This window comes from Rhodococcus sp. PvP016 (assembly GCF_017832185.1).
Taxonomy (GTDB): domain Bacteria; phylum Actinomycetota; class Actinomycetes; order Mycobacteriales; family Mycobacteriaceae; genus Rhodococcoides.
Map to the genome: position 1 here is coordinate 2,635,164 of NZ_JAFIBH010000001.1, position 16,840 is coordinate 2,652,003.

General features: G+C 64.6%; 16 protein-coding genes. 7 read left to right on the top strand and 9 right to left on the bottom strand.

Going from position 1 to position 16,840, the window contains the following annotated elements; all coding sequences use genetic code 11:
• Positions 1–12: 12 nt before the first annotated feature.
• Positions 13–759 (bottom strand): hypothetical protein, encoded by a 747-nt coding sequence (locus tag JOE30_RS12365; RefSeq protein ID WP_307806158.1) that lies wholly within the window; start codon positions 757–759, stop codon positions 13–15.
• A gap of 1,369 nt (positions 760–2,128) precedes the next feature.
• Here JOE30_RS12365 and JOE30_RS12370 point away from each other — a divergent pair.
• The 4 genes from JOE30_RS12370 (at position 2,129) to JOE30_RS12385 (ending at position 6,505) form a co-directional block, all read left to right on the top strand.
• The gene (locus tag JOE30_RS12370) at positions 2,129–3,208 is read left to right on the top strand and encodes a hypothetical protein (protein WP_204866970.1); all 1,080 of its coding nucleotides are present in this window, start codon (positions 2,129–2,131) and stop codon (positions 3,206–3,208) included.
• Complete coding sequence (locus JOE30_RS12375) at positions 3,205–3,780, top strand: ABC-three component system middle component 2 (RefSeq protein WP_204866971.1); 576 nt, start codon at positions 3,205–3,207, stop codon at positions 3,778–3,780. Before JOE30_RS12370 ends, JOE30_RS12375 begins: the two co-directional genes overlap by 4 nt.
• The gene (locus JOE30_RS12380; protein WP_204866972.1) at positions 3,777–6,014 is read left to right on the top strand and encodes an ATP-binding protein; all 2,238 of its coding nucleotides are present in this window, start codon (positions 3,777–3,779) and stop codon (positions 6,012–6,014) included. Before JOE30_RS12375 ends, JOE30_RS12380 begins: the two co-directional genes overlap by 4 nt.
• A gap of 161 nt (positions 6,015–6,175) precedes the next feature.
• Positions 6,176–6,505, top strand: a complete 330-nt coding sequence (locus JOE30_RS12385; protein WP_204866973.1) for a hypothetical protein — start codon at positions 6,176–6,178, stop codon at positions 6,503–6,505.
• Between the two features lie 367 nt (positions 6,506–6,872).
• On the opposite strand, the gene JOE30_RS12390 is transcribed toward JOE30_RS12385, so the two are convergent.
• Positions 6,873–8,822: a hypothetical protein gene (locus JOE30_RS12390; RefSeq protein WP_204866974.1), complete on the bottom strand. Its 1,950-nt coding sequence runs from the start codon at positions 8,820–8,822 to the stop codon at positions 6,873–6,875.
• Between the two features lie 283 nt (positions 8,823–9,105).
• Here JOE30_RS12390 and JOE30_RS12395 point away from each other — a divergent pair, with 283 nt between their 5' ends.
• Positions 9,106–9,492 carry a DUF2200 domain-containing protein gene (locus JOE30_RS12395; RefSeq protein WP_204866975.1) on the top strand — a complete coding sequence of 129 codons (387 nt, stop codon included), beginning with the start codon at positions 9,106–9,108 and terminating at the stop codon, positions 9,490–9,492.
• 15 nt (positions 9,493–9,507) lie between these two features.
• Here JOE30_RS12395 and JOE30_RS12400 read toward each other — a convergent pair whose 3' ends face one another.
• The 4 genes from JOE30_RS12400 to JOE30_RS12415 are packed head-to-tail and all read right to left on the bottom strand — an operon-like array spanning position 9,508 to position 12,611.
• A complete protein-coding gene (locus JOE30_RS12400; RefSeq protein ID WP_204866977.1) occupies positions 9,508–10,773 on the bottom strand; it encodes a primosomal protein in 1,266 nt (421 codons plus the stop codon).
• A 10-nt stretch (positions 10,774–10,783) separates the two neighbouring features.
• Positions 10,784–11,299, bottom strand: coding sequence for a hypothetical protein (locus JOE30_RS12405; RefSeq protein ID WP_204866979.1), 516 nt, complete (start codon positions 11,297–11,299; stop codon positions 10,784–10,786).
• Complete coding sequence (locus JOE30_RS12410) at positions 11,296–12,291, bottom strand: C40 family peptidase (protein ID WP_204866981.1); 996 nt, start codon at positions 12,289–12,291, stop codon at positions 11,296–11,298. The genes JOE30_RS12405 and JOE30_RS12410 overlap by 4 nt, the downstream gene beginning before the upstream one ends.
• Positions 12,288–12,611 (bottom strand): hypothetical protein, encoded by a 324-nt coding sequence (locus JOE30_RS12415; RefSeq protein ID WP_204866984.1) that lies wholly within the window; start codon positions 12,609–12,611, stop codon positions 12,288–12,290. The genes JOE30_RS12410 and JOE30_RS12415 overlap by 4 nt, the downstream gene beginning before the upstream one ends.
• 148 nt (positions 12,612–12,759) lie before the next feature.
• Here JOE30_RS12415 and upp point away from each other — a divergent pair, with 148 nt between their 5' ends.
• Complete coding sequence (upp, locus tag JOE30_RS12420) at positions 12,760–13,383, top strand: uracil phosphoribosyltransferase (protein ID WP_027503708.1); 624 nt, start codon at positions 12,760–12,762, stop codon at positions 13,381–13,383.
• Here upp and JOE30_RS12425 read toward each other — a convergent pair.
• From JOE30_RS12425 to JOE30_RS12435, 3 genes are read right to left on the bottom strand one after another with little or no spacing between them, the layout of a single operon-like run.
• The gene (locus JOE30_RS12425; protein ID WP_204866986.1) at positions 13,380–14,984 is read right to left on the bottom strand and encodes a phospho-sugar mutase; all 1,605 of its coding nucleotides are present in this window, start codon (positions 14,982–14,984) and stop codon (positions 13,380–13,382) included. The two genes, upp and JOE30_RS12425, sit on opposite strands and share 4 nt — an antisense overlap.
• Positions 14,981–15,826 carry a purine-nucleoside phosphorylase gene (locus tag JOE30_RS12430; RefSeq protein ID WP_204866988.1) on the bottom strand — a complete coding sequence of 282 codons (846 nt, stop codon included), beginning with the start codon at positions 15,824–15,826 and terminating at the stop codon, positions 14,981–14,983. The genes JOE30_RS12425 and JOE30_RS12430 overlap by 4 nt, the downstream gene beginning before the upstream one ends.
• 58 nt (positions 15,827–15,884) lie before the next feature.
• Positions 15,885–16,037, bottom strand: coding sequence for a hypothetical protein (locus JOE30_RS12435; RefSeq protein WP_204866990.1), 153 nt, complete (start codon positions 16,035–16,037; stop codon positions 15,885–15,887).
• Between the two features lie 89 nt (positions 16,038–16,126).
• Here JOE30_RS12435 and JOE30_RS12440 point away from each other — a divergent pair, with 89 nt between their 5' ends.
• Complete coding sequence (locus JOE30_RS12440; protein WP_204866993.1) at positions 16,127–16,828, top strand: enoyl-CoA hydratase/isomerase family protein; 702 nt, start codon at positions 16,127–16,129, stop codon at positions 16,826–16,828.
• Positions 16,829–16,840: the final 12 nt, after the last annotated feature.

Here is a 16,840-nt window from a genome sequence, read left to right on the forward strand (position 1 = left end):
CTATGAGCGGTGCTATGAACTCGGCCGGATCGCGTTTACTAAGTCCGCGGCCAGAAACGAGACCGAAACTGATACCTCGTCAGGTTCTCCGACGCCTTCCTCCGCACGCCCAGCCATCACTGATCCAGTTGCTTCAGGACCGTCGCCAAACAGACTCTGCAAGTAGTCGAGTGCATCCGCGGAAACTGTTCCGGCTAATTCGTCAGTAAGTAATTCCGTGAACTTGTTAGCGAGAACTTCTGTAGGAAACTTTCGCAGAATTCGGTACACGTCATGAGCGTCTTTGTTGACGAGCCGACTCGGATTTTCGTTGGCCGCCCGCTCACCAATTTTGTGACATTTAGCCACTAGAAGAGCAGTCGGACCAGCAACTTTTGCGGTAACAACCCTACGGTCGAAAGTGTCCAGGGACGGAACCGGCATCTCGCTGTAGTCGATAACCGTCGCTTCCAGTCCAACTGCACGACGGGCCGTCATCTTGTCGTGAGGAGGCATTTCGACACTGCGACTGCCTGCCCCCGCAAGCATTTCTGGCACCATCAGATCCACAGGGATACCGTCAGGGCTGACCCAGGACCCCGGCTGCCCCGTATCAGGGTTCAGGATGAAGTTGGCAGCTTTCATTGCTGCGTCTACCTTCGGATCATTCCCCAGGATGCGAGTATCGAGCGCGACATCGCTGTCTTTGGTTGCTTCTGCAATCGCAACGTCGACACCGCCTGTATGCAGATATACGGCCTGAGCGCCGATGACTATCACAGCGTCACGGTGATCTGCCAACGCCTCTAGGGCATCTAGTAATACGGTGCGTGCGCGGACCAGCAAGTTTCCCGGTGGCTCACTGCAGCCGTCTCCAGGTGTGCTCATGTTGCCCCATCCAGTTTAGAAGTTCTTCAGCTTCGGACGGTGCACGTCCCGGCCCTGTCATCAGGTCAACGACTACCTGTGCGGGGGCTGCGGTCCTAAGACCGGCAGGACCTGGCACCGTTCGATCCAGTGCAACAGCATATGCAGGCTGAACAAGTAGCACATTATTGCCTCTGTCTGACGCGCGGAGTCCCCACTCATGTGCAGCGTGAGCTGGCGTCGACGTGTAGATCATCACTGACTTCGTCGGCGCGTATGGTGCCCAAACACTCGCTGCAAGCGATCCGGTGACGGCGTAATCGAGGATCGACGATTGACTCATACGGTTGAGTAGATCTTCGTGGCCCCGCGGCGCTATCCACCGCGTGATTCTGTTGGTCTCCATCAGGTGGTAGTCGTGGCTCCAAAGTCGAAGGAGGGTCTCCCAATTTGGAACGTTGATTGGTCCTCGGCTGCCGCGTCGTTCCAGTAGCTCCTGGCTCTCCAGATACTCAAGCACCCGGTACGCTGCGCCGGTAGACACGCCAGCGGCTTCGATGAGACCACGGGTCTTCCATGGCCCGCGGAAGTCAGCCAACGTGCGCACTATTTTCGCGGCGGGTTCTCCTCTCAGCGCGAGATGAGGACGTCCACTTCTTATCCGCCACGGGTCACTATCGGCGCCACGATCTGACAGATACATGACTGGATTGTCCGACTTGAGCCGTAGGTTCCCGGTTGCATCCACGTAGCTCAACCCGAATTCGGCAAGTCGTTCCTGGGTTGGCCTGGTCAGGTACTTGGTGAAGAGCGTCGGAACTACGCTCGACCGCGAGTTGCGGTTCCGCCCCTGTGGGGCGGTGTCGGCCGTGTGGCCTGACAGTTGATCAAACCGGGAGGCGATCCGTTGTGCGTCTGCAGCGCGGAAGTCACCGGTCTTGACCTCAACTTCAAGGATGACCCGTTGTCCGTTGGGAGCCGACAGGACGATATCAGCATCTACCTCGCGGGCGCCGTGGAACTCTGCTTCCGACCTGGGTTGCACGGACACAGTCCACGAACGTGGCAAGTGGTCCATGATCACCCGCGTGCAGGTCTCGATCACGTCTGCGTCGTTCTGCGGTGGTCCGTCGCTTCCCACAAGACCTTGCATGTTCGGATAATATCAGTGTTCGGCGGTCTGCCGAACATGAGACTTACGCGAACGTGGGCTCCGCCCGTTGCAGTCGCGACAACCGACCGATCGCTATGCTACGCGGGTTGACACGCAAGGAGGACGACGATGGCTGATCACACGATCAACTCCGCGGGCCTGGTCAACTTCCATAAACTGATCGTGCTTGCCGGTTCCGTCGAGGGCGCTCGCCCACTTTTCGAACAGTTGGTCAACGACGTCGTTGGAGTGGCGCATCCGGAGGTTCGGTCACCCACAGCCAGTCCCGGTGACTGGGGCATCGATGCGTTCATCGGCGACTTGGATGGCGGAACCGTCGGCGTGTGGCAAGCCAAGTTCTACCCGACCAAGACCGATGTCGGACATCAAAGCGACATTCGCGACTCCTACAAGTCCGCACACAGAGCTGCTGGAGGCAACGGATACACACTGTCGACCTGGACCCTGGCAGTACCCAGTGAGCTCACTCCGAAAATGATGCAATGGTGGGACAACTGGAAGAAGAGGACAGAGAAGCGAGACAACGTTGCACTTGATCTGTGGGATGCGGGCCGACTGCGACGCCTGCTGATGCCTGAGCAGGCGCGTGCCACACGAGAGTACTGGTTTGGCAGCCACACCACACACCCAACGCTCCAGCAATCAACCCCAGATCCAGTTCTGTGGCAGGACGTTTCTAACGAGAATCGATACGACGATTTTTTGTTCGTTCACCAGCTCGCTCATGCGAACATGCACGAGACCAGAAGCGCACGAGAGGCGTTCTTCAACGCAGAAATACTTGAAGCGGAAGTGGCAGATAAAGCGGTTCCTCGGGAAGTTGGTGCCCTTCGAACATGGCGGGCGAGAATCGGATCCACGTGGGAAAACAAGTACAACAGCATCGCCGCTGACACTACGGGGAACCTACTGCCGGGACTATACGAACACGTGATGGACGTCATCGATTCCAAACACAACGATCACGCCGAAGGCCTCCGCGCGCAAACACTCCACGGCCAGGGACTCATGCATCAGCAAGTCGAGGCTGCACGCGCAGGATGGGTTCGCAATTGGCGCGAGATCGCAGAAATCCGCGACAATTTCGCACAAGTGAGTCCAGTCGAAGAGCTGGGCACTGCCCCAACCGCTGGCGAATTGAAGGCGATAGAATCAGAGTCCAAGACTGCTACGGAGAGGGTGCAGTGACCAGCCTGATCGAACCATCTTCAGCAACCGGTCGTCTACGTCCCGACGACGTACCTCAATTTCGGCATGCCCAGCTACTGCTGCTTCTGACCGAGGCAAACAAGTTGTCAGTCACTCTAGATCTGCACAGGCTTGGGGTGACCGACTTTGCGGCCTCTCATCCACTTTTGATCCTCCAGCCGTCTGACATTACATACCGCCGACTCCGCCTCGCGGGTTTCACCGACCACCCGCTGAGCAACGCCGCGCCCGGCCAGCGCTATGCCACCCGACGCGAGCGACTCGTTGAAGATCTGAGTCGCCTCATATCGCTTGGGCTCGCCCGCATGGGTACCGCCAATGCGCGCAGGGTCTTTCTTGTCACTGACTCGGGATCGGCGATCGCCGAGCAGCTCACCTCCGTTTACGCAGACGCATATCGGTCGAGCGCGCAGTTGATGCTTGCACGTATTGCTCGTTTGAACGACACCGCGCTTCAACGGGAATTATCGGATTGGCTGCGCGCCGATCCCGTCATGTTCGACCTCCTAGGGGTCGACGCCGAGCTGACCCTCTTTGGTAAACCGAAGTGAACGAGGCAGCAGAACCCTCAGAACCCACTGAACCGGCCGATAAGGCCGATCAGGCGTCGGAACAAACAGCCGTATCGGCTTTCGAGCGGAACTTCACTGCTGTCAGTAACCCGGAAGCGCACCCGCGGATCCGCGTACTCGGTCTTCGTTTGAAAGGCATTCGCCGAGACTACGAGGTGGACTTCACAGACGAGGCAGGCGCGGGGAAGGATCTGTCCCTCGTAGTCGGCGAGATCTCAACGGGCAAAACAACTGTGCTGGATTTCATCGACTACTGTCTAGGTGCTGCCAACCATCCGACGCACCCTGAAGTCACCGACAATGTACGCGGAGCACAGCTAGCCGTCGAGATTCTCGAGCGCCTCGGCACTGATTTTCCGGACTATGAAGAACGTGAGCGCGAACACGACGCGCAACAAAGCCAGCAGGACGGACAATCCGACCCCGAGGCCGGCGGCTCGGTCACGCCCCCGCATACACACCAAATCTCTCGATACGTGATTGAACGCCCAGTCGGAGGCAGCACCTCCACCGTGCTGTTATTTCGAGGCGATCACAAAAGGTTCGACGGCTCCTGGTTCCGTAGGTTGACAATGAATCCATCGGATACTGATTCGTTGTCTCAGTTTCTGCTACGCGCTTGCGGTCTCGATGGACTACGTGTGCGGCAGGCACCGACTAAGGACGACTCGACTACGTCGGTGTTGAGTTTTCGCGACGTCATGCCACTGGCGTTCCTCGCGCACACCCGGATCGGCAGTACCGACTTGGTGTACGAAAGGCAACCGCACCGAAACATTAAGTTACGGCAAGTTATTGACTATCTCTTCGAGGTCTCCGACCACGAGTACTCGGACATAACCGCCCACATCCAAGCATTGCGGGAGGAGCTTCGCGAAGCGCAGGTTGGGTTGAGTACACTTCGGTCGTTCCTGCTAGAAGCTGGCGTACGCGGCGAAGCGGATCTTCGTGAGGCCGCCACACGCGCTAATGCTCGAAAAGTACTTGCAACACAACAGCTCTCGCAGCTTACGCAGACACTTACTGCGTCTACGAGGTTCGCCGCGGCAACTCGCGCAACGTATAACAATGCTGCGCAAAGCGCTCGTGAGCTGGCCGGTCAAATTCGCGAAAGAGATACGCTTTTAGGGAGGTTAGGGACGCTGCGATCGCAGTATGCAGACGACCTACACAAGATAGAACTTCTTGCAGAAGCACAGCAGCTGTTCGATGCATTGTCCGTCACAGTCTGTCCTGCATGTCAGAACCATCTGCCTGAGGCTTTGTCCATCGCGAACGGCAACTGCACATTGTGTCGGCAACCGGTGAACGCAGCCTTAGCTGAACCCGCTCTAGACCAGAACGGCGGCCCCCAGGTCGACCTTAGTCGCGAAAGGCGAAATGTTCGTCGACGTTTGAGAGAGCTAGCTTCATTTGTCGACGAAGTTGCAGTCGAGGTCGCTGACCTCACTGCCCAACAACAGCAGGTCCAGCAGACGCTCAACGAGGCGCAACGGGCTCTGGACGCGTCTACAGCCCCTGCCGTCGCACCCTTCATCACTGAGCGTGACACTTTGACGAACACTATTGCTGGTCTAGATTCCGAACTCGGTACCCTACAGGGGCACTTCCGAATGCAAAAACAACTATTGGAACGTGAACGCGAAGCGAATCGCATCAGCGCAATACTCGCGGCCGCGCGTGAGCGGCGTAAAGAACTTGAGCTAGCACAGTTGGATCGCGATGAAGTATTGGACCAACTGAGTAGGCGATTTGGAGAACTGCTAACGACGTTCGCATTTCCGAAGATCAGCGAGCCTTTCATCGACAGCTCACTTGTGCCGCACGCTCGCGGGGGAAGATATGACCAGCTTGGCTCCGCCGGTGCGATGACGCTCGTTGCTTTGGCATGGGAACTGGCAATCTTCGAGCTGTCCATCGAGCAGGGTCGGTCCCATCCCGGCTTCCTCCTGATCGACAGCCCTCAAAAGGGGCTGCGGCAAGTCAGTGACGGATCCGCTCTCGCTAGTGACATCGCATTGGAAGCAGGTTCGAAAGTAGATCGGATCTACGCTCATATCGAACAGTGGTTGAGTACCCACGCCGGGCGAGCGCAGATTATTATCGTCGATAATGAACCTCCGGCATCAGTCGATGAGGCTAACGTCGTGGTTCGGTACAGCGGCGATTCAAACCGACCTCCATACGGACTGATCGAAGACGCCATCGATTAGACCCGGCATCTACCGCAGTCGGCGAAAATTGGACGCTACGGTCGCAGGCGGGTCTGCCCACTCCTACGGCGCCATGCGTTCGGCATCCATGACGGTGCGTTAACAGTGGATAGTTGTGCGCACGGTGGTGGCCGTGGATCCGACGGGAGCGGGTAAGTGCGATGAGCGAGAAGATGCGCAGCCGGCTACTTACTTCCGTGATGTTGCTCGTTGCACTGGTCATTGCCCTGCTCATGGCCCTGTATCCCTTTTACGGGACAGTGACCTGGTTCATCGATCCACCGCCCAAGCTCTACATCGCGGGCACCGGGTACGCGTTGGTATCGTCCTCGCCAGCCGCCACGAGCCTGCCGCCGACCGTGGCGTGGATCGCTGACCATCACATGTGGCCACTCTGGTACGACATCTTCACCCCACGAGACGGCGCCGGGCCATCAGTCTTTCTGCGCTGGAGGGACGGTCTGTACTACGCGTATACGACGCGCGGATGACCGCTGCGGCAACCGTCGAGACTGCCTCTGACGTGGTTGTTTTGGACTCCGCAACGAGTCGGTGTCAGTTTCCCCGCAAGCTGCTGATCCAGTGCATTCGACTCGCTGATAGATCTCGTTCACCGTCCCGCTTCTGAGGGAACAGCAGGCGCACGAGCGCGGGCACCTCGAAGTCGTGAGGCATCGGACCGGCACCCCGCGTACGCAGAGACGCCACGGCAACGCCCTGGGCTTCGGGTGAAGCATGTGCTGACGGGGACTCGTCAGGCGCGGTCAGGTCGGAGACCAGTGGGAGATGGACCGTCCGCTGGTTCCGGTGGGATGCGGCGATCGACCGAACCACCCACCGGGGGATCACGGTGCACAATCAGGGTTCGCCGGGTCCGACAATTCTCAGTCCCTCCTGTGGCACCTCGATGACCAGGAACACGTCCTGGACATCGGTCACGATGGCTACGTAGAAGACCGGCTGACGGTCGACCTGGACGTGGCTGCCGATCTGTATACCGACGAGGCGAGGGATCCGATTCATCAGCGGCATTCCTCCGGTGATGTCGGCATCGGGGTGCAGCCGTGAAGCTTCTGCGAGGACGGCCCGTTGTACGAGATCGCGGTCGACCAGGTCGTCCTCGTCGGTGAGGATCGGTGATCTCGGCTCGGTGCACACGAACGGCACTTCGTATCTCTGGGTCTGCTGTACGCCTTCCTGCGGCGGCGGGGGAGCATAGGGAGCGAGCGTGACGCGGTACGCCGCGATCGGGCGGTGAGAGTCGTGATGCACGAGAAATGTCCAGTGCCCGTCGTGCGTCCAGACGGACCCACGCAGTGCGGTGCCGCCTTCGGCTGTCGCGGCCACGAACTCTTCGTACCCCGAGGATGCGGCTGGTGCCGACATCTCGTTGTCTCCGAACTGGGCGTGCATCTCGCTCAGGTCGACGTCGAACAGCTGGACGGGGTAGCGGTATTTCCACCCGGAGATCTCGGCGTGGAAGTCACGGAGTGCGTCCGTGGTGAGGTCGCCGGCGATCCACTGCGCGACGTCACGTGTGGTCACCTGTTCGACGGGCTGGGGCGGCTGGGGAAACCCCCGGAACACGCCGTCCTCGTCGACGCTGTCGGCGAAGGACTCGAAGTCCATGTTGGAGATCGACAGATTGTTCTCCACGCCCCACATCTCCGTGGGAATGACGCGAAACGTTCTGCCGCGCGGGCTTTCCGGGTTGTCGGGACCGGTATGCATCGCAACGATGGGCATCTCGGGATCGTTGACGGTAACGGAGTCGGCGAGGAAGACGTAGTGGGTCGGTTCATCCCCGATGATGTCGATCAGTCCGTCGACGGTCAGGCCGTCGTACTGCCGGTTGTCGATGCACGTGAGGTACGCCGCGAACTCCCCTTCGCCGCCGCTCGGTACGGGCGCCATCGCCGCTACCGCAACGTCGCGCCATCGTGCGTCGTCGGTGAAATCCGTTCGGATGAGGAGAGACTCGCCGCCGAGATGGTCGGTGATCACGCGCCCGGTCCCGAGACTCTCGGACACCTCCGCCTCGCGTCGGTCGGACTCCTCGTCGGCGAGCTCGGCCAGGATGTCTGCTGGATCGCGATCGGGTGGAGCGACCGGAACGATGGACTCGATGATACGACCGCAGTCGGTTTCCGAGAAGTCGTTGTAGCTGCGGATCTCGTACGTCCAGTCGCCGATGGTCCGCCGGTAGCGTTCCGGCGTGTTCTCGTTCGGCCACGCCAGAGCCGGCTCACCGATCGATGTCACCCACCGCCGCAGCGTGAATTGGGGGGCGTGACCGCTGATGTCCAGGCTCAGCTCGCCTGTACGGGCATCGCCGGACTGTGGATGCACATTCGTCGTCAACGGAAGCCACGTCGGGACTGCCTGCGGGATCTGGGCCAGTGCACGTTGGCGTTCGTCGTATTCGCGCTGCGCCCGCGATACGGCTTCCTCGAACGGTCGGGATGGTCCGGACCACGTGAACAGCTCTCGATCAAAAGCATCGTCGAGGTGAGAGTCGGTCAGTTCCATCCACTCGTCGCCGCGCTGCCATCGAATGGCGACGCCGAGTTCCGCATCGAAGACGTACGTCACGGTCAGGTTCATCTGGCTGTCCTGACCACTCACTTCCCAACCGTCGCGGCCCCGCACTCGGGCTGCCCGCGGCGTGCTCGGCTCGCCGAACAGCTTGTCGTGATAGCCGGGCGTGGGGTTCGGAGGGAAAAGGTCGTACGCGCGAAGTAGCAGCGACGGCGAGCCGGGACCCATGACGACGTACACGGTTCCGGGGTGCTTGACGGTATGAACCATCACCGCGTCTTGATCGCGAGACCACCGATCGGTCGCATTTTCCACGTATGTGGGCTCGCCGAGTTCATTCTCGTAACGCCAGCTGGACTCAGGTGCATGGCGCACGAGTTGCGAGGATCCGTCCGGTCGGTGGACGACTCCTCGAACGGACCGGCCCATCGTCCCGTAGTTGGAACCTCGCAACTGCTCCCATGTCGGCGCCATTCCTGGAACGTACCCGACGGTTCGATCATGAATGGTGATGTGAAGCAGGTGAGTGCACTCGGGTCGAACCGGTCAGTTGATGGGATCGCACCACGTGGCCGACGAGCCGAATACACTCCCACCCGTGCACCGCATCTTCACCACCCCCGTCTCATCCGTGTATCCGCTGTACGTCACCAAGGTGGAGCGCAAGGGTCGGACCAAGGACGAGCTCGACGAGGTCGTCCGCTGGCTCACGGGCTTCGACGACGCCGAGTTGGCCCGTCACCTGTCGGCGGACACGACGTTCCTCGATTTCTTCGAGGCCGCACAGCTGAATCCGAACGCGCCGCTCATCACGGGGTCGGTGTGTGGTGTGCGGGTGGAGTCGGTGGAGGATCCGCTGATGCAGAACATCCGTCGCCTCGACAAGCTCGTCGACGAGCTCGCCAAGGGGCGACCGATGGCGAAGATCCTGCGCGCCTGATCGGCGCGCCGACGGTCAGGTGGTCGGACGCAACCGGGTCTCGAACTCGCGCTCGAGGGCGCGCCACGATTCCGCCTCCGCGTCGAACGGGGCGCTCGGAGCCATGCGTCCGTCCACCGGCTCGAGGATGTAGGAGATGAGCCAGCCGAGGGGAGTGGCCGGCGCCAGTGCCTCCTCGACGGACGCGTCCTTGGCGTAGTCGGCTGCGTCGGTGAACAGTTCGACGGCAAGATCGAGCTGATCGGCGTCGACGGATTCCGGCCCGCGGGCCAGGTCGTCGGCGAGCCCGGGCAGCACGTACACGTTCTCGTCGGTCACCTGCACGTCGAGAGAACCGTCGACGGCCGCGGTGCGCACGTCGTCGTACGTGCTGACCGTCGTGAGGTCGTGGTCGTGATCGTCGGCCAGGTAGCGGGCGAGCGCCCGCTCACTACCGAACACGAAGATCGCGCCCGACCGTCCCAGGAACAGCGGCTCGTCGTCGAGGTAGCAGCGCAGCGTGTAGTACGTGTCCTCGGAGGTGATGATGCGCACCGGATCGATACCCACCGAGCCCCAGAAGGTCTCGTCCTCGTCCTCGGTGTCGACGGGTACCACGAGCACATCGGAGTCGTCCGAAGCGGTGTCGTCGTCGGTGTCGATGTCCTCGTCGTCCAGATCCTCTGCGTCGACGATGTTCTCGGCTGCGGCCGTGATCTCGGCATCGGCCACGGCGGTCGCCTCGGCGTCGACGTCGGGAGTGGTCAGGACGGTGTCGATGGCGTCGAGAACGGCGTCCCACCCCTTCGCCACGACGGCACCGATGCGGTTCCACAGCTGCGAGCCCTCACGCCCGACGAAGGCGTCGGCGCCGCGAGAGAGCACTCCGAGAAGCGCATTGGCAGAGAAGAAACGGGTGACGGCATCCAGTTCGCAGACCTCGCCGAGCGTGCGTGCCATCTCGAGTGAGCGGGCCAGCTCGATGATGGAATCCTCGTCGGGATCGCCCGCGGCGAGCTCGGGAACACCCACGAGGTCGTAGACGTGGTCGTCGTCCGGCTCGATGTGGGCTGCGGACAGCGCGACGACGGTGCGCCACTGGGGATGGTCGACGAGGTCGTTGTCGGTGTCGGTGCGGATGAACGCCGCCATCTCGGCCACCGACGGGAACGCGTAGAGATCGTCCTCGCGACCGAGGAAGGCCTCCCACTCCTCGCCGTCCTCACGCCACTCGGGCGCCCACAGGGTGACGAGGTCGCCGGCAGTCACACCGAGTTCGATCGGGACGATGTCTCCAGCCATGGCCGCGAGCCTATCCCAGCCGCCGGGCGTCCTCACTGGACGCCGTGTCGAGTCCCAGACGCAGGGCGGCGTGGATGTCGGCACGCTCGAGAACGACGGCCAGAACGGCCGTGTTCACCGCGTGGACGATCGCCGCCTCGACCCGGTGACAGCGCATCTCCCGGACGCCGTCCTCGATGGTGAGGCCGACCAGACGCCCGTGCGCGTCCACCTCGGCGCGGACGAGCGCGTCATCTCTGTCGTTGCGGCCGCGCACGCGTGCGAGGTCGTCGAGAGTGCGGTGCAGCAGGGTGGACACGCGTCGTGCCGAACCGGACGAGGCGGTCTCGACGAGGTCGTCGTCGGCAAGGCCCGCCCCGGGCACCGGTGCGACCGGGTGCGCGAGCCCGTGCAGCACCCGCACCGCGGCAGCCACCGCGGAACCCCCGAAGGCGAGCTCGTTCCGTTCGAGCTCCAGGTCCACGATCTCGCCGGACGGCAGCACCGCGATGCGTCCGGCGCGCGTGGAAGCGGATCCGCCGGTCATGCGGTCGGCCGGTAGAAGCCGTGGAAGCTCATGCCGACGTTCGACGTCCGGACGGCGCTGACGCTGACCGGGTCGCCCGCCTCCACCATCTGACCGTTCCCCACCACCATCGCGACGTGACCGTCCCACACGGCGAGGTCGCCCGGCATCAGGTCCTCGGCGCTCACCGGGCTGCCCACAGCCTGGTCGGCAGCCAGCCGCGGCAGGTCCACTCCGGCGGTGCCGTACGCGCTCTGCGTGAGCCCGCTGCAGTCCAGGCCCTGGCCAGGGGTGGTGCCGCCCCACACGTACGGCGTGCCCTGCTGGGCCAGCGCGAAGCGAACGGCACCGGCCGCGCGCTCGTTGGGCGCCATGGCGGTGCTGCCGTCGGGAAGCGTCACGAGCGTGCCGGTCCCGTCGGTACCGGGCGACGCCGGATCGACCAGCTGCTCCGGAGTCGTCGGCCCGAAGAGCCCGCGGAGAGCCGCGTCCGGCGACGCGGGCAGGGACGGGAGTGCGGGAACCTCCGGCACGACGAGTGCACCGACGCGGGCAGCCAGGGCATCGAGCTCTGCTCGCACCCGAGCGTGGACGGCGAGAGCACTGTCGAGGTGGTGCGTCGCGTGGGCGATGAGTGCGCTCTGTCCCGGGGGAGTGAGGGCCGCGGGCGCGAGTGCGGCTGCGCCCGTGAGGAAAGCGGCCATGATGGTCTGCAGTTCGGCGACCCCACGCGCGACGCTCGCCTGCGCCTCCGCGGCGAGTGACTGCAGCGCGCCGGCGTGCTCGATCATCGACCCGGCAGCGGCGGCGCCGCGCACGGTCAGGTCGAGAGCAGCCTCGGACGCGGGTCCGGACCACGCGTCCGTGAGAGCGGTGACTCCGTCGGTCACCTGTCGCGAGGCATCGGACAGTGACGCGATGCCCGAGTCGAGGGAATCGGTGTCGGGGGACGGACAGCCGGTGCCGAGAGAGCGGATCAGAGTCTCGAGGGGCGCGGCCAGCAGGTCGATCATCGTGGTGCACCGGTGCCGGCGAGCGCGTCGGACAGCGCGGTGTCGCCGTCGCCGTAGGACCGCGCCGCGGACTGGACGGACGCCCCGAGGTGCTCGAACAGGTCGGACAAGGCACCGAGGCCGTCGGCGTAGCGCGCCGCGGCACCGGCGAACGCGGCTCCGAAGTCGGCTCCGACGAGTCCGAGCGTCGCCGCGGAGCCCGTTGCCGCCCGCGCCACCGTGGACGCGTCCCGCACGAGGAGTGCGGCGTCGGTCAGACGGCCGGCGCCGTCGTGCAGACCGTCCACTCGGACGTCGAATGTCGTACCGCTCTCGGCCACTGCAGTCCACCGTTCACTCGCGTGCTCGCACCGTCTCGAAGTCAGACGGTGCGGAGCGGCCCGCGGTTCCCCGACCACGCGGATCCGTTCGACCGGGAGTGGGCGCCGATCGCCGACTAGGGTGATCCCGGTGAACACCACGCCCGACATGGACACCCGCGTACTCGACCACCCCCTCGCGTCCGCGCTGCTGACCCAGATGCGCGACCAGTCGACGGACAACCCCGCATTCCGATCCGCACTGCGCCAGCTGACCCAGATGCTGGTCTACGAGGCGCTGCGCGACGCGCCCGTGGTCGAGTTCGACGTCACGACGCCGGTCGCGGTGACCACCGGAACGCGCCTGAAGTCGCCGCCGCTGCTGGTACCGGTGTTGCGCGCGGGCCTGGGCATGGTCGAGAAGGCCAGTTCGCTGATCCCGCAGTCGCGGATGGGCTTCGTCGGCATCGCGCGCGACGAGAAGACACATCAGCCGGTGCCGTACATGGAATCGCTGCCCGACGACCTGGCCGGCTACCCGGTCTACGTCCTCGACCCGATGCTGGCCACGGGCGGGTCGATGGTCCACACCATCGAGCTTCTGGTGCAGCGCGGCGCGGACGACGTCACGTGCATCTGCGTCGTGGCGGCCCCCGAGGGAGTGCAGGCACTCGCGTCGTCGGGACTGCCCGTGCGCCTCGTCGCCGCGAGCATCGACGAGGGGCTGAACGAGAACGCGTACATCGTGCCGGGCCTCGGTGACGCCGGGGACCGTCAGTTCGGTCCTCGCTAGAGCGAGCGGGCGAAGTCGGCCAGGGATTCGAGCGTGTCGGCTGCGCGAGTCCTGGCCGGCGCCAGATCCTCCGCCGTCGCCACTGGCTCGACCACTTCCAGGTAGGCCTTCAACTTGGGTTCGGTTCCCGACGGCCGAACGATGACGCGGAACCGTTCACTGGTCAGTTCCACTGCGTCCGTGCGGAGTTCGGTGTCGGGCGTGTTCAGGTCGCGCACGGTCACCGTCGCACCCGCCAACGTCGTCGGTGGTGCGGAACGCAGGCGCGTCATCATGTCCCCGATCTCCGAGAGGTCGGTGACGCGCCGAGACACCTGGGTGCCCACGCGCGCTCCGAACTCGCGGTCGAGATCGTCGAGGACGTCGAGGATCGTGCGTCCCTCCTCGGCCAGGTCGGCCGCGATGTGTGCGAGCAGCACGGCCGCCGAGATGCCGTCCTTGTCCCGCACGGCGTCCGGGTCGACACAGTGTCCGATCGCCTCCTCGTAGGCGTACACGAGGCCGTCGCCGGCGCGCACGAGCCACTTGAAGCCGGTGAGCGTGCGCCGGTAGCGGGCGCCGCGGGCGGGCGCGAGTGCCGAGAGCAGGCTCGACGACACGATGGTGCTGGCCACGAGTGATCCCGCCGGCGCCGACCGCAGGATGCGGTCCGCGATCACCGCTCCCGTCTCGTCGCCGGTGAGCATGCGGACGCCGTTCGGCCCGCGCACGCCGATCGCGCATCGGTCCGCGTCCGGGTCCAGGGCGATGGCCAGTGCCGCGTCGACCTCGGCGGCGAGCGCCAGCACCTGGTCCGCCGCGCCCGGCTCCTCCGGGTTGGGAAAGGTGACAGTGGGGAAGTCCGGGTCGGCGTCGAACTGCGACGTCACGGTGTGGACGTCGGTGAAACCGCTGCTGCGCAGCGCCTCCACGGCCACAGGCCCGCCGACCCCGTGCATCGGCGTGAGTGCGATGCGCAGCCCGGCATGCGACGGCCGCTCGGGAACTCGCTGCGCCACCCGGTCGAGGTACTGCGTGATCACGGGGTCCGAGGTGGGCGCGACGGGAGTGCGTGCGATCGAGGACGCACCCGGCGCCTGCCGGATGAACTCCTCGATCTCTCTGTCGGCGGGCGACACCAGTTGGGCGCCACCGTCGAGGTAGACCTTGTAGCCGTTGTCGGCCGCGGGGTTGTGCGAGGCGGTGACCTGGATTCCGGCGACGGCGCCACGTGATCTCGTGGCGAACGCCAGCACCGGGGTCGGCGCCGGGTCCGGGAGCAGGGTGACGCGGAAGCCGGCCGCGGCCAGGACCTCGGCCGCGGCGACGGCGAACTCGGCGGAGCCGTGCCGGGCGTCCCGGCCCACCACCACCTCGGAGCCGGGCACGTGATGACGGGAGAGATACTGCGCCACACCGTGTGTTGCCCGGGTGACGACGGCGACGTTCATACCGCTGGGCCCGGCCTGCACGGGTCCGCGCAGACCCGCGGTGCCGAACGTGAGCGCACCGGCGAACCGCGAGGCCAGATCACTCTCGTCGAGATCGCGCAGTTCCGCCTGCGTCGCGGGGTCCGGATCGTCCTCGATCCACTGCCGGACGACGGCACCGAGGTCCGTCACAGTTGCGGGACCAGCCGACGCAGCAGAGTTCCCATCCGCTCGGCCGAGGCGGCGCCGGCGGCGATCACCTCGTCGCCGTCCAGGTGCTCTCCGGTCATCCCGGCCGCGAGGTTGGTCACCAGCGAGATACCCAGGACGCGGGCACCCGCACCCCGCGCCGCGATGGTCTCGTGCACCGTGGACATGCCGACGAGGTCGGCGCCCAGCGTGCGAAGCATGCGGATCTCGGCGGGCGTCTCGTAGTGCGGGCCGGGCAGTCCGGCGTAGACGCCGTCGGTCAGGCTCGGGTCGATTCCCCGGGCCACCTCGCGCAGGTCGGCCGAGTACGCGTCGACCAGGTCGACGAACTGGGCTCCGATCAACGGCGACCGTGCTGTCAGATTGAGGTGGTCGGAGATCAGCACAGGATCACCGACTGCCATGCCCTCACGGATGCCGCCCGCCGCGTTGGTCAGGACGATGGTGCGAGCGCCGGCGGCTGCCGCAGTGCGGACGGGATGGACCACGCGGCCGAGATGATGTCCCTCGTACGCGTGGGTGCGGCCGAGCAGGATCAGGACCTGCGTGCCCTCGACGTCCACGGACCACATGGCGTTGGAGTGGCCCAGCGCCCTGGGTGCGGCGAAGCCGGGCAGCGAGGACATGGGGACGATGTGCTGGGGCGTGCCGAACTGCTCCGCGGCCTTCTGCCATCCGGATCCGAGGACCACTGCCACGGGGTGCTCGGCGATGCCGGTGATCCGGGCGAGGGCGGCGGCGGCCGCCTCGGCGGCTCCGGTGGGATCGGTCTCGGGATCGACGAGTGCGTTCTCCGAGTCGGCCGGTACGGGGGGAGTGCTCACATGTCCGACCCTATCGCCGCGGGCGGGCGTTCGCTGCGGCAGACGAGACGGCGGAGTGTCAGGTGTGAGCTCGGTAGAGACGCCAGAACCACACCGACGCCGCGGACGCGAGCACGGCCCCCGACCCGTAGGCACCGACGAACAGCAGCATCGTGGACACGGCTGCGAGCAGCACGATCACACACAGTTGGAGAATCTCCGCGAGCGCCATGACTGCACGGTCCTCCGGAAATCGGTCCTGCGCAACCGAGCGTCGCCGGCGTCGATCGGGGTCTGGTTACCGACGAGTATCATCCGTCCATGCCCTCACTCGATCGCCACGGAGACGTCTTCGTCCTCAGCCTCGCCCACGCCGACGGCGTCAACCCGGAGAACCGCTTCCACCCGGAGTGGATCGAGCAGGTGCACACGCTCCTCGACGAGGCCGAGGCGTCCGAGGGCCCGGCCGCGTTGGTGACCGTCGGCGGCGGCAAGTTCTACTCGAACGGCCTGGACACCGGCTATCTGTTCAGCCACGCGGACTCCATTCCGGAGTACCTCGACCTGGTGCACACCGTCTACACCCGACTGCTGCGCTTCCCGATGGCGACGGTCGCCGCCGTGCAGGGGCATGCCTTCGGCGCCGGCGCGATGCTCGCCCTGTGCCACGACACGTCCGTCATGCGTGCTGACCGGGGCTTCTTCTGCCTTCCCGAGGTGAACCTCGGGATGCCGTTCACCGAGGGCATGTCGACGCTGCTGGCCGAGCGTCTGCCGAGTCGAACGATGATCGACGCGATGACCACCGGTCGTCGCTACGGCGGCGCGGATGCTCTGGAGTTCGGCATCGTGCAGGCCGTCGCCGGTGAGGACGAGCTGCTGTCCACCGCGGTGGCGCAGGCGGCCGAACGGGTGTCCACCCGCGGCGCCAACCTCACGTCCATCAAGGACAGCATCCACGTGCGCACCCTCGCCGCGCTGTCCGTCCCCACGGCGGAGAGCACCTTCTCACTGGGGCAGTGACACACTGAGTCC